This is a genomic window from Herbidospora solisilvae (genome assembly GCF_009901565.1).
In the GTDB taxonomy this organism is placed as follows: Bacteria; Actinomycetota; Actinomycetes; order Streptosporangiales; family Streptosporangiaceae; genus Herbidospora; species Herbidospora solisilvae.
In genome coordinates this window covers 46838-59083 of sequence record NZ_WXEW01000003.1, presented here as the reverse complement: position 1 = coordinate 59083, position 12246 = coordinate 46838, and the positions used below count along the sequence as shown (strand labels likewise).

Sequence of the window (12246 nt, the reverse complement as noted above, 5' to 3'; positions counted from 1 at the left end):
GGGGCGTCTCGACCTTGGCAGCCTGGGGCACATGAGAATGCGCGCGATCGGCCAGGACTCCCTCGGCGGCCCGGAAGTGTTGAAGATCGTCGAGGTGGCCCGGCCGGAGCCGGGCCCCGGTGAGGTGCTCGTCCGGGTACACGCCACGTCGGTCAACCCGACCGATTTCTGGCACCGGGTGACCGGTGGGCTGGCGGGAGGGCCGATCCGGCTCGGGTGGGACGTCTCCGGCGTGATCGAGGAGGTCGGATTGGGCGTGACCCTGTTCGAGCCCGGGGACGAGGTGTTCGGCATGCCGTTGCAGCCACGGCCCGCCGGCACCTACGCGGAATACGTGGTCACCCCCGCGCGGCACCTGGTCCGCAAGCCGGCTTCGCTGTCCCACGTCCAGGCCGCCGCGTTGCCGTTGGTCGCGCTCACCGGATGGCAGGCGCTGGTCGACACCGCCCGCGTGCGCCCCGGCCATCGTGTGCTGGTGCACGCCGCGGCGGGCGGGGTCGGCCACGTCACGGTGCAGATCGCCAAGGCGCTCGGCGCCTACGTCATCGGCACCGCCAGCGGCCCCAAGCACGATTTCGTGCGGGGCCTCGGCGCCGACGAGGTCATCGACCACACTCGCACCGACTTCTCCTCGGCGGCCGGTGACGTCGACATCGTGGTCGACACCATCGGCGGAGAATACGGCCCGCGCTCTCTCCAGATCCTGCGCGAAGGAGGCCTGGTCGTCTCGCTCGCATCTCCGGACGAGGCAGGGCTGTCGGTCCACGCGCGCGCTCTCGGGTTCCGCTCCACCTTCATGATCGTCGAGGCCGACCAGGCGGGGATGCGGGAGATCGCCGCTCTGGTGGACTCCGGTCGGCTGACGCCCGAGATCCACACGGTCCTCCCGCTGGAGCAGGCCGCCAGGGCCCACGAGATCGGCGAGACCGGCCGGACGACCGGCAAGATCGTCCTCACGGTCGCCGACTGACCTCGCCGCCCTGGCCACCGCCCCTCAGAAGCGGCGGCACAGCTGTGATCAGCCAGGTGAAGCCGTCCAGAAAAGGAGCTTTGACGAGCGAAGCGAGCGCTTCCCGAGCGAAGCGAGGCCTCACCAGGGAGCCCGAGGGGCGGAGCCCTTCGGAGGGAGCACAGCGACCCGGAGCGAAGCGACGCCGGACGCGTCAGCGGCCAGGGGGAGCGCGAGGGGGCGAAGCCCTCTCGTATCGGGGGGTTCGGGGGGTCGTCCCCCCGTATGAACGAACGAACGGCCCGTGAAAGCCGCCCCGAAGGGGCGTCGACCCCGAGCCGTGAAGAGAGTGGAGCCTAGGAGATTCGAACTCCTGACATCCTGCTTGCAAACGACCCGCCCAACTGCCGTGACGTGCGACTGTGTCCGATTGGACCCGACGTCGGCCGTACGCCAACGTCCGTGGACGTCAAGGCATGTCCTGTGCGGTCGTCACCCACTTAGTCACCCATGATCTCGCTCCGTCCGGCACGGCGTTGAGCCCAGGGAAGTACATCCAACTGCCCGCGCAGACAGGTGCGAGTGCGAGAAACTCCCTACATGGCCAAGCTCTCGATGACGGCAAAGCGATGGGACGAAATCACCGCACTTTTGAACGATGAGCAGCGATTGCAAGCCGAGTACCCCAAAGTGGCAAATTACCTAGATATGGCGACCAGTCTGCCAGGGACCGGCGATGCCCAAACTGACGCGGCTTTCGATTTGCGATTTGTTCACTATATGACCGGAGGGAAATCTCTTAGCCCCAATCCATATTGGGACATCGTCGAACCACTCGTTTTCGAGCATGAGGGGCGCCGCGTTGTTAACGGAGGCCGGGCAGAAGTAAACTCTCGTCTCGCGTACGCACAGATAATTTTGCAGGAGACATACGCCTACGCGATACCTTCACCGAAGACCATCGAATGGATATCCCACCTGTGCACCGGCCATAAAGTCGTGGAGCTAGGAGCCGGAAGGGGCTATTGGGCTGCCCAAATGGCAGCGTCAGGGCTAAGCGTCGAAGCTTACGATCTGGAGCCACCTCACCTGACCAGGAACGTCTCCTTTCCAGAGGCCGTCGGCACGGAAGACGTCTGGCACCCGGTAAACGATCTGGTGGAGTTCGCTGCCCGCCCATACAGCTTGAGCGAGTGCGTGCTGTTCCTTTGCTGGCCGCCCGGATGGGGAGACAAGATGTCCTCTGAAGCCCTCACTCTTTTTGAAGAATCAGGCGGTAGGCGGCTCATCTATATCGGTGAACCACAAGGCGGAAAGACCGGAAACGACACGTTCTTCAACGCACTATCAACTGGCTGGAGATTGGACGCGGTCGATCCTCACTTCGTCTCGTGGGGAACAGAGAAGGACATCGCTCAAAGCTGGGCCAGAATCTGAGACGCTCATAGCTTCAATCAAAAAGGGGTGCCGACTGAGTCGACACCCCTTTTGCATGTCGCCTATTTGAGTGCCATACGGAACACGAATGCGTCGTAACGATCCCTCGGGTACGACACGTCGGAGATCATGATTACCCTGCCGTCCGCCGTGATGTACCGCTGCCGAACGACCTTGACGAGATCGCCGGGCGTGGTGCGCAGCCACTCGCCATGGAGCGACGACGGCAACTCATCACGGACGGCCTCTTCCAGAAACGCCGCCTCAGAGATGTCGGTGACATCCAGTGGGTGGTAGGTGTCCGAGATGGAGACCGGCCGGCCGTCGTCGGAGATGCGCGTGATGACGTGCTTAACCGGCTCCCCGACCGCGAGGCCGAACACTTCGGCCTGCTCCTTGGTGGCAGGGACCTCCTCTGACTCACGGCTCAGTTCGGCATCTCGGTTGGCCTCCCGCTGAACCGTGCGCTCTGCGCCTTCCATCTGGCGCTCGGGTGAGACCCGTACGAGATTGGGCCGGTCCGCGACGAAGACGCCGCGCCGAGGCACAGACCGGACAAGCCCTTGACTCTGAAGCAGCTCAACGGCCTTCCGCACCACGATCTCTGATACGCCGTGCTGGCTGGCGATCTCGGTCAAGCTCGGTAGCTGCACGCGGGGAGGAAGCTCCCCCTTGCGGATGCGCTGGGCGTATTCGCCAGCGATGGACACGTAAGCGGGCTCGGTCATCTGATCACCCATCCCTTCGTTTGCCAACCTCATCAGCGTATACGCAACAGCGGATACGCAAGTCTTGTGCGTATACGCAACTGCGTATACGCTGCTCCTTGTGACCGCCTCTCAGGGATCATCCGAAGCACGAGGAAGGCGATCTGACGGGATCGCGCGCCACAGATTTGCTCGGTCGACGGGCCGACGCACCTGATTCCTGACAAATGAATACGTGGGTCACCCGCCTCCCCCTGAAAAAGGCGGCCCGCACGGGCAACGGCCCGTGCATCCAGGACGACATTCGTCCGCATGCCCGGTGGCGCGCTCCCCTTCGGTGAGTAGGACGCCACGGCTCCAACTGCCCTGACGGTCGTAGGCGGGGTTCGACTCCCCGCCGGGGCACCTTCGATCTTTCATCACGCCATCCCTTCATCAAGGAGCCCTCCGTCTCATGCCCGTTGTCCGCATCCAGTCGTTCGGCTACCTGCACGCGGACCCGCCGACCGCGCATCTGGTCATCGACCTTCGCCAGCACTTCCGCGACCCGCACGTCTCGCCCGAGCTGCGACACATGACCGCCCACGACGAGCCGGTCAGGACCACGGTCCTGAACACCGCCGGCATCACCGACCTGGTGAACGCCACCGCCGCCGCTGTGACCGCGTTCCTGTCCGGCCCCAGCGCCGGACAGGTCACGGTCGCTGACGGGTGCGCCGGCGGCCGACACCGCGCCCCGGTCTTCGCCATGGAGCTTGCCGACCGGCTGCGCCGCGCCGGACTGACCGTCGAACTGGAACACCGCGACCTGGACAAACCCGTAGTTCAGCGCTGAGAACTCACAGCGTCTCACCCACCCTGGAAGGAAAGACTTGATCAACCTCAATGGCCGGATCGTCAGCGCCGAACAGGACCTCAGCGTGAACATCACCGGGGACATCACCGGCGACATCGGCGTCATCATCAGCGGGAACACCGGCCCCGTCCACCTGGGAGCGGGAAACGTCTACACCGGCGTGACGGTCATCGAGAACGACGCCCACACCGATCGGCGCGGCTGATGAAGCGGCGCAAGGTCATCCAGTTCTACAGCCCGACCACCAGCGAAAACTACATCGGCGACTGCCCAGCGTGGATCGCCCTCACCCGGCGGTCTCGCCCGGACCTGCTCCAACGGCAGGTCATCGCCTACGGCGGCGGTCCCTGGCCGTGCTGGAGCTGCCGCCCGTCCCACTGATCCACCAGCCCTGATGGTCGCAAGGCGGGGTTCGACTCCCCGCCAGGGCGCTCCCGGCCAATCGGCCGGTCCTGCATGAGTTCTTTGCTCATGCTCTACCCCCACCTTCCACAGACCCGAAGGGAGCCCCGCATGGGGATCTTTGGACCGAGTAAGCGCGAGCGGGAAGAGGCCGCAGCCAAGCAGGCTGAAGCGACCGCCCTCCGCGCTTCGCTGCTCTCCTACTACGAGGCCGAGGTCAAGAAGACGCGCGCAGCGCTTCAGCGCCAGCACGCGAACAGCGCCCGCACTGACCGGCACGCAGCCCAGTACCTCCTTCGGCAGGCGGAGGCGAATCACTCGATCGTGACCGACAACCTCTCCCACTTGCGGGAGTCGGCCAAGGAAAAGAAGTCCTGGTGGAGGTCGTGACCTGTGCCCGGCCCTGCTACCCGTCCGACTGATCACCAGCCCTGATGGTCGCAAGGCGGGGTTCGACTCCCCGCCGGGGCACTCCCGGCTAGCTTGCCGGTCTCCCCATTTACGCCAAGAGGGCAGCCCCCCAATCCGCCAAGACAACGGGGCTGCCCTCACTCCCATCAAAGGAGCTGTCTCCATCATGGCCTTACTCCTGCGCCTGCTGCGGGCGGTCTGCCCGTCCGACTGCCGAAACGGTCAGATCTGGAACCCCGGCACGGGGCCTTACCCGTGCCCGTTCTGCCGGCCGGACGCCGCGCAGAGCGGCGGCCCCCGATGACCCCGGCCGCGCCCGCCCGCACGCTTCGCCTGGTTCGCGAAGTCCCCACCGTCCGGCTGCTCGACCTGATCACCCGGGACCTTCCGGCCGATCTGGTGGACGGTGCGGCGTGCGGGGCTGACCCCGAGCTGCACACCGGCCCCGACCTGTTCGACCACGAGTCCGACCAGGAGCGGGCGGCCCGCGAAGACGTCGCCAAGAGCGTGTGCGCCGAGTGCCCCGGCCGCCTCGACTGCCTGGCGGCGGCTCTGCGCATCCGTCCCGAGACCGGCGTCTGGGCCGGGCTGACCGCCGACGAACTGGCCGAGCTGACCCGCCCGGGGCTGGCCTCATGAGCCGCTACCAGTGCCCTTTGTGCAGCGGACGGCACCCGGTCGCGGCCAAGCCGCGCTGCCCGGTCCACGGGACCAACCACAGTGCATCGTGTGCGGGCTGCCAGAGCGCCGCCGCCAGCCCGCCGTGCGGGAGGTAGCCGATGTCTCGCATCCGCGCGGCCTTCTGGGACCCCGCCGGTTCCCGCTACGGCATCCCCACCTTCCCGTGGCGGATGGCCCCGCCGCATCTGCTGACCCGCCGTCAGCTCACCGCGCGGGGCCTTCGCCCCGGCGGTCAGGGCGTGCAGGCACAGATCAAGTGGCGTTCTCGCCGCCACGGCGCTCCCGGCGTCCGGGTGGCCTACCTGTATGACGTCCGGTTCGCGCTGCCTAAGCGCACCGCGACCCCGGCCCAGCTCGTCGCGCTGAGCAAAGCTCTCGCGGCCCGCCGGACCTGCCCGGAGTGCATGACCGACGTCGGTTACGTCCTGCCCCGCCATCTGGGCATCTGCCTGGACTGCGCCCACCGCTTCGCCGACTACATGGACCGCCTGCTCGATGCAGACGCCGACGCCGGTCAACGGGTGGCCTCATGAGCAGGCCCCGCCGCTTCTGCCCCCTCCGCTCTCCCGCCCCGTCTCCCGCCCCGGCCGAGGCCGGCCGCCGCGACTCCTCCCGCACGGTGCCGTGCTGGTGGTGCAGCGGAACGGGCTGCGAGTCCTGCGGAGGGTCGGGTGGCCAGCCCGACCGCATCCCCGGCGGGGGCTCGTGATGACCGCGATGACTCCACCCATGCCCCGACTTCCGTCCCCCGAAGGGAGGCGAGATGACGCAGACCTTTTATGACTCCCGGGCGGAACGGACGATGGCCGAGGCCGCCGCCGACCAAGCCCGCGCCGCCGCCGAGGCCACCCGCGCCGAAACGGCGTTACGTCTGGACCAGGCCCGCCGGCAAGCCGACGACGACCGCGCCGCGCGTGCCGACCGCGCCCGCGAGGCCCGCCGCAAGGACAAGGCCGACCAGCGGGAGCTACGGCGCATCCGCCGCGCTGAGGTCAAGGCCCAGCGCCGCCAGGCACGCCGCGACAGCGCCGTCCTCCTGGCCGCCACGGTGGTCCAGCGCGCTCCGCTGATGGTGGGCGGGGTCGCGATGAGCGCCCCCATCCTCATCGCCTGGAACGGCCAACTGGCGTTCGCCCGTGAGGTCATGCACCTGGGCGTGCTGGCCCCGGCGCTGCCGATCGCGTTGGAAGGCGCGGCCTGGTATCTGGCCTACCTCACCCACACCGCGATCAAGGCCCATCTTCCCGCCGGCCGATACCGGGCTTGGACGTGGGGGCTGGCCGGTGTCGCGGCGGGCATGAACGCCTGGCACGGCATCGCCGACAACGCCACCCCGGGCAATCCGTGGGCGGGTGTCCAGGTGGGTATCGTGCTCGCGCTGGCCAGCCTGCTCGGGATCCTGCTGTGGGAGCTGACCGCCTCCCAGCACAAGCGCCAGCAGGACCAGGACCGCAACGGCTCCACCGCTGCCGAGATCCGCCGCGCGGCCTGGCGGCGGCTGCGCTACCCCCGGCTGTCGTGGGCGGCTGCCAGCATCCAGGCCGCCCGCGCCGGCCACGACGCCGAGGCGGCATGGGTGGCCGCGTGGGTCGACCGCTACGGCATCGGCCCGCACGCCTCCCGCCGCGACCGGCGACTGGCCCGCAAGATCGCCGACTTCAACGCCCGCGCCGATCGGGAAGCCGCCGAGTCCGGCCGCTTGGCCATCATCGACGGGGCGATCGTCGAACGCCCGTCCCCCTCGATCGTCATCGACGTGGAACAGATCGACTCGCCCTCGATCGACACCCCGCCCTCGATCGAAGGCGATCGATCGATCTCCGTCCGGTCAATTGAACCGGTGGTCGATCACCGCCCGAAGCCCTCGACCAATCGGACATCGACTCGGACGCCACGCCGGTCGATCGACGGGCACCGCGCCGAACTGGCACGGCTGATCCAGGCCGGGGCGATCGAGGCCCGGCCGGACGCAGAGCCGATCCGTAAGGCCCTGCGCTGCGCGCCCAAGACCGCCGCGACTCTGCGCGACGAACTGCGCAACGCGAACAGCGCCAGGAACTCCGCCCGCGCGCCGCGCGAGGCGATCACCGACCCCCAATCTTCGGAGGGGTGACCCGCCATGGTCGTTTTCACGATCGCCGTCTTCATCATCACCGCCGTGGCGTGCGTGGCCTTCACGGTGTTCATCGCGGTCCGGGGCTTCCAGGACCGCCACTACGTCCGGGAGACGGTCAACGAGCACACCGCCCGCTTCTACCGGTGCGGACGCTGCGGGGTGCTGCACGAGTACGGCCACAGCCCGCACCACGACCGCCGGGACAGCCGAGGCCGGCCGGTGCCCGATGAGTCGACCTACAGCTACGGCTTTCCCGAGGTCGGTCCATGACCGGCCGCCCTTTCCACGGACGCCGCACGGCCCCGGGCATGGCGCTGCTGATGGCGCTGTGCGCGGGGCTGTGCCTGCCCGTCCTGCTGATCACCGCCGCCGATGCGTGGCTGACCGCCGTGATCGGCGTGCCGCCGCTGATTCCCGCGCTGTGCCGTCTGGCCCGGCAGCTCGCCCACGAGTACCGCATGTGGGCGGCGGGCGTGGTGGAGGCCGACATCGTCTTTGACCCCAACGAACCGGAAAGGACGGTGTGGCGCTGATGGCCGACCGGAAGATCTCTGAGCTGTCCTCGATCACCTTCACCGGCTCCCTCGGGGAGGCGTTCCAGACCTACGGCAACGCGCTGTCCACGATCGCCGACCGATGGAACACCGAACTGGACATCGCCGCCGTGGACTCCGAGGCCGCCATGGGCTCCATGAAGGGCCACGTCCTGCTGTTCGGGCTGGACTCCAAGATCCGCGCCCGCCGGGTGGCCAAGCGGCTCAAGCGCGCCCGCGACCTGGCCGCCTCCCTGGCCGATCGCGGCCAGACCTTCCACCGCTCCTACCGCAAGCACTTCCTGGCCGGATGAGACCCGCCGGCACTCGACCTCAGAGAGGAAAGCTCATGGCCAAGCACGAAACGCCCCTCGCGGGCGAGCACGGCGGTCCCAACTACCAGCTCATCGGCCCCCACATGCTGATCACGGGGATGACCGGTTCCGGCAAGTCGATCGGTGCCGCCTGGAGCATCATCGGCGAATTGATCACTCAGGACGGGCCGGTGAACCGCTGATGGGCAGCGGACAGGCCCGCCTGGATGAGATCGCCTGCATCGAGTTCCACGGCAAGGTCCCGTCAAAGATCGCCGCCTATGCGACCGCGACGCAGCTTTTCGCGCATGACCTGGCGCGGGAGCTGGACGCCGCCGCCAACGCGGCCGAGAACGCGATGCGGCAGCTCAAGGGCCACCCGCTGCTGATGGGCGTGGACGTGCGCGCCCGCGCCTGGCGGGTGGCCCGCGAGCTTAACGAGGCCCGGGAGCTGGTTCTCGGGATCAGCGCCGAAGCGGTCAAGTTCAACGTCCAGTTCCGGCAGGAGTTCCTGGAGGCGCTGGAAGCCCTGGCCAAGCGCGAGAGGCGTGACACCAAGCCCAAGGACTACAAGGGAAAGGTTGATCTGTGATGCGCAAGAGTTCGGCCCCGTCCCTGCAACTGGTGCAGGACGCCTCCATGGAGCGGCTGGCCGCTGCCGCCGCGTCCAAAGTCGGGGTGCTGGTGCCGCCGTGGCTGATCCTGGGCGGTGAGGCCGCCATGGCGGCCATCTCCCACGCGCTGTGGGGTGAGGCTCCCGCCGTGACGTGGGCGGCCATGGCCTCAACGCTCGGGACCACCGTCTTGACCGGTCTGACGTGGGCGATCACTCACCAGCGTCGGATGATCGGACGGCTGCACGCCACCTTGACCACCGCCGCCGCCGGCGGCTGGTTCACCACCGTCACCGTCACCGGCCTCGACACTCCCGTGGTGACCGGCGCGCTGTTCTTCGGCGGCGGGGCGCTTGCCCTGTCGTGGAACATCCGCACCGTCATCCGGTCCGGCCCCGGCAGCGAAGACGGCGACGGCGGGGACACGCTGGCCCGGCTGTTCTCCCGCCGCCGGGACGAGGCCGGTCTCAAGGGTGCCCGGGTGCGGACGACCGAGGTCACCGACCACAAGGTCAAGGGCAAGATGCAGCTCCCGCCCGGAGAGAAGACCGCCGACGACGCGATCAAAGCCGCCGACCGGCTCGAATCGGGAATGCAGCTCCCGCCCGGCAGCGTGACCATCGCCCGCGACGACGACCGCGCCGACCAAGCCGTCATCACCGTGTCCGACCCGCGCGCCATCCGGAAGCCGATCCCCTGGCCCGGCCCCTCCCACCCCGGCGCGTCGGTGGACAAGCCGCTGCGGATCGGGCTCTACCAGGACGGTGATGACGTGCTGTACCGGTTCGTCGGCCACCACTTGCAGATCATGGGCATGACCGGTTCCGGCAAGTCCATCGGTGGCGCGTGGAACATCATCGGTGAACTGATCACCCGCAAGGACGTCGCGGTGTTCTCCATCGACCTCAGCAAGGACGACCAGACCATGGGTCCGCTGCGGGAAGGGCTGCACCGCTTCGAGACCACCAAAGCCGGAGCCGTGGACCTGATCCGCGCCATGCACAAGGCCATCCCGGCGCGGACCAAGTGGCTGGCCGAACGCGGCTACAGCAACTGGGAACCCGGCTGCGGCCTGACCTACTGGTTCCTCCACGTGGAGGAACTCCCCAAGCTGGTCGGCGAACTCGGGGGCGAGGATGAGGACCGCCTCGGGGAGATCCTCAAAGAGATCCGGTCGGCCGGCGGCGGTGTGATCCTGTCGCTTCAGCGCGCCGACTACACGCAGATCCCGACGCTGTTCCGCTCCCAGATGGCCAAGATGTGCTTCGGCTTGTCCGACCCCGACGACGTCAAGTACGGCACCTCAGCGCGGCAGCGCAAGGCCGACGTGGAGCCGCACGAGTGGGAAGACCACCACCCCGGCATGGCCTACCTGGACGGCAAGAGCGTCCGCAACACCCACTACGCGATGCCGCTGCGCACCTACTCGTGGGGACGCAACAGCGCCGAGGCCCGCGCCGCGATGCAGGCCCACGCCGCCTCCTTCCCCGCCGCCGGCAAGAAGGTCGACCCGTTCACCGCCGGGATCGCCCGTCCGACCGGCCCGGCCCACACCCCGGCACCGCCGCTCACCCCGCCGCCGCACGCCGGGTTCGACGACCGACAGGACGACGGGTCGGAGCGGGCGGAGTTCGCGGCCAATTTCGCCGACCTGCTGGCCGATGCCGCCGCGCTCGTCATCGCCAGTCAGCGCGCTACCCCGGCGCTGCTGCACGGCAGGCTTCGTATCGCGGTGGAGGACTGCCTTCGCCTGCTGGAGGCCCTGGAGCGCAAGGGCGTCGTCGGCCCGGCGCACCCCGGCACCGACGAGCGGCCCGTCCTGATCGCCGCCGACGACACCGCCGCCCCGGGCGTGGTCGAAACGCTGCGCACCGTCGGCGACCCCGTCGCCGAAGCGCTGGCGGGCAGCGAGGACCCCGACCCGTCCGTCACCGCCGGGCACGGCGACCGGGTGCAGGAGCCGACCGAGGCCGAAGCCGACGCCTTCCAGGCCGACGCGCCCGCCCCGAAGATGGCCCCCGGGGCAGCCCGCGGCTTGGTCTACGCCTGGCTGCGCGAGCGCCGGCGGCAGGGCAAGCCCACCTTCACCGCCACCGACCGCGACCTGACCGCCATCCGCACCCAGACCGGCAACAGCCGCGCCTGGACCTACAAGGTCCTGACCGCCCTGCACGAGCGGGGCGTCCTGGACGTCGACACCTCCGACAGCGTCCGCACCTACACCATCAAGGACCTGTCCCCGCTCGACCGCGAGGACCACGCCACCGCCGCCTGACATCGCCTCGGGGCAGCCGCCGCCGGTTGCCCCGACCGGCCCCGGCCTCGCGTGCGGCTGCGCGTGGGACGTGCCGCACCCGCGCCGATGATCTTGTCACGGCTGCCCCCGAGCACTGCCACGGGCACTGTCACCCCCGCCGCCACAGCCCAGTCACGCCCCTGTCACGGGCGCGCTGTCACGGCGTCACACCGCCCCTGACCTGTAACACCCATCCCCGACCCCTTGCCGTGACACCCGTGCGTGTCACGCGATCAAGCGAGAGACCACATGACCCAGCCCACCAAGAACGACCCCATCGAGCCTCCCGGCGTCACCAGCGCCGACGAGCCACCCCGGTACGGCCACAGCTTCTACCGCGCCGAGCTGATCGAAGTGCGCTGCGCACTGTGCGGCCACGCCGGCTCCTACCTCGACCCCGACCCCGACGCGGACTTGTTCGACCCGCCCTTGCCCTACTTCATCGGCCTGGACGTCGCGGTCAGGACCCTGCCCGACCGCTACGGGTGGAGCCGCGCCCACGACCTGGAGCCCGGCCACGTCCCCGCCTACGACCAGCGGTGGCTCTGCCCGACCTGCACCAGGGACCACCACTGCGACCTGAACGGCCACCAGACCCACCCGATGGCCGCCCGCCGCAACCGGTACGGCGTGCTCGTCGGTCCGCACCAGCGCTGCACCCACTGCCGCAGCTACCTGACCCATCCCACGCTGACCAGGCCCGGACCGCTGCGGCGGATCTGGCTCCGCCTGTGCGTCCACTTTCGTCGACTGCACCGCGACAGCACCCGATGAAGCCCTCCCCACGCCCAGCGAGCGGGTTACAAGGCCCCTGTAACTACGGCCCGGGACCGTGCGGCACCCTTCCCACCCGGCCCTACCCGTGCGGCCCCCGATGCGTCGACCACGCTCCCGGAGCGCTACGCCAGACCGGACAGGCGATCAGCGGCA

The 12246-nt window shown here is 68.9% G+C and carries 18 protein-coding genes; 17 read left to right on the top strand and 1 reads right to left on the bottom strand.

The annotated features are described in order from the left end of the window. Nucleotides 1–37: 37 nt before the first annotated feature. Both GT755_RS09835 and GT755_RS09830 read left to right on the top strand, forming a co-directional pair. Nucleotides 38–970 carry an NADP-dependent oxidoreductase gene (locus GT755_RS09835; RefSeq protein WP_161479984.1) on the top strand — a complete coding sequence of 311 codons (933 nt, stop codon included), beginning with the start codon at nucleotides 38–40 and terminating at the stop codon, nucleotides 968–970. 579 nt (nucleotides 971–1549) lie between these two features. Further along, on the top strand, nucleotides 1550–2386 hold the full coding sequence (locus GT755_RS09830) for a hypothetical protein (protein ID WP_161479435.1): 837 nt from the start codon (nucleotides 1550–1552) through the stop codon (nucleotides 2384–2386). A gap of 62 nt (nucleotides 2387–2448) precedes the next feature. Here the strand turns inward: GT755_RS09830 and GT755_RS09825 are convergent, their stop codons facing one another. Beyond that, nucleotides 2449–3114, bottom strand: coding sequence for a GntR family transcriptional regulator (locus GT755_RS09825; RefSeq protein WP_161479434.1), 666 nt, complete (start codon nucleotides 3112–3114; stop codon nucleotides 2449–2451). A 433-nt stretch (nucleotides 3115–3547) separates the two neighbouring features. On the opposite strand from GT755_RS09825, the gene GT755_RS09820 reads away from it, so the two are divergent. The 15 genes from GT755_RS09820 to GT755_RS09750 all read left to right on the top strand — a co-directional run bounded on the left by GT755_RS09820 (nucleotide 3548) and on the right by GT755_RS09750 (nucleotide 12090). Continuing rightward, a complete protein-coding gene (locus tag GT755_RS09820) occupies nucleotides 3548–3928 on the top strand; it encodes a RapZ C-terminal domain-containing protein (protein WP_161479433.1) in 381 nt (126 codons plus the stop codon). A gap of 37 nt (nucleotides 3929–3965) precedes the next feature. After that, a complete protein-coding gene (locus tag GT755_RS09815; RefSeq protein ID WP_161479432.1) occupies nucleotides 3966–4154 on the top strand; it encodes a hypothetical protein in 189 nt (62 codons plus the stop codon). Next, on the top strand, nucleotides 4154–4330 hold the full coding sequence (locus GT755_RS09810) for a hypothetical protein (protein WP_161479431.1): 177 nt from the start codon (nucleotides 4154–4156) through the stop codon (nucleotides 4328–4330). The genes GT755_RS09815 and GT755_RS09810 overlap by 1 nt, the downstream gene beginning before the upstream one ends. Before the next feature lie 132 nt (nucleotides 4331–4462). Further along, entirely contained in the window at nucleotides 4463–4741 is a 279-nt protein-coding gene (locus tag GT755_RS09805; protein WP_161479430.1) for a hypothetical protein, read from the top strand. Nucleotides 4742–5017: 276 nt separating this feature from the next. Then, nucleotides 5018–5401 (top strand): WhiB family transcriptional regulator, encoded by a 384-nt coding sequence (locus GT755_RS09800; protein ID WP_161479429.1) that lies wholly within the window; start codon nucleotides 5018–5020, stop codon nucleotides 5399–5401. 140 nt (nucleotides 5402–5541) lie between these two features. Continuing rightward, nucleotides 5542–5976 (top strand): RRQRL motif-containing zinc-binding protein, encoded by a 435-nt coding sequence (locus GT755_RS09795; RefSeq protein WP_235966459.1) that lies wholly within the window; start codon nucleotides 5542–5544, stop codon nucleotides 5974–5976. Further along, on the top strand, nucleotides 5973–6152 hold the full coding sequence (locus tag GT755_RS09790) for a hypothetical protein (protein WP_161479428.1): 180 nt from the start codon (nucleotides 5973–5975) through the stop codon (nucleotides 6150–6152). The genes GT755_RS09795 and GT755_RS09790 overlap by 4 nt, the downstream gene beginning before the upstream one ends. Nucleotides 6153–6206: 54 nt before the next feature. Beyond that, complete coding sequence (locus tag GT755_RS09785; protein WP_161479427.1) at nucleotides 6207–7556, top strand: DUF2637 domain-containing protein; 1350 nt, start codon at nucleotides 6207–6209, stop codon at nucleotides 7554–7556. Nucleotides 7557–7562: 6 nt separating this feature from the next. Continuing rightward, nucleotides 7563–7829: a hypothetical protein gene (locus GT755_RS09780; protein ID WP_161479426.1), complete on the top strand. Its 267-nt coding sequence runs from the start codon at nucleotides 7563–7565 to the stop codon at nucleotides 7827–7829. Between the two features lie 38 nt (nucleotides 7830–7867). Further along, nucleotides 7868–8092 (top strand): hypothetical protein, encoded by a 225-nt coding sequence (locus GT755_RS09775; protein WP_161479425.1) that lies wholly within the window; start codon nucleotides 7868–7870, stop codon nucleotides 8090–8092. Then, nucleotides 8092–8406 carry a hypothetical protein gene (locus GT755_RS09770; protein ID WP_161479424.1) on the top strand — a complete coding sequence of 105 codons (315 nt, stop codon included), beginning with the start codon at nucleotides 8092–8094 and terminating at the stop codon, nucleotides 8404–8406. Before GT755_RS09775 ends, GT755_RS09770 begins: the two co-directional genes overlap by 1 nt. Nucleotides 8407–8441: 35 nt before the next feature. Beyond that, nucleotides 8442–8609, top strand: a complete 168-nt coding sequence (locus tag GT755_RS09765; RefSeq protein ID WP_161479423.1) for an ATP-binding protein — start codon at nucleotides 8442–8444, stop codon at nucleotides 8607–8609. Beyond that, entirely contained in the window at nucleotides 8609–8998 is a 390-nt protein-coding gene (locus tag GT755_RS09760; protein WP_161479422.1) for a hypothetical protein, read from the top strand. The genes GT755_RS09765 and GT755_RS09760 overlap by 1 nt, the downstream gene beginning before the upstream one ends. After that, a complete protein-coding gene (locus tag GT755_RS09755) occupies nucleotides 8998–11295 on the top strand; it encodes a hypothetical protein (RefSeq protein WP_161479421.1) in 2298 nt (765 codons plus the stop codon). Before GT755_RS09760 ends, GT755_RS09755 begins: the two co-directional genes overlap by 1 nt. Nucleotides 11296–11565: 270 nt before the next feature. Then, nucleotides 11566–12090 carry a hypothetical protein gene (locus tag GT755_RS09750; protein ID WP_161479420.1) on the top strand — a complete coding sequence of 175 codons (525 nt, stop codon included), beginning with the start codon at nucleotides 11566–11568 and terminating at the stop codon, nucleotides 12088–12090. Nucleotides 12091–12246: the final 156 nt, after the last annotated feature.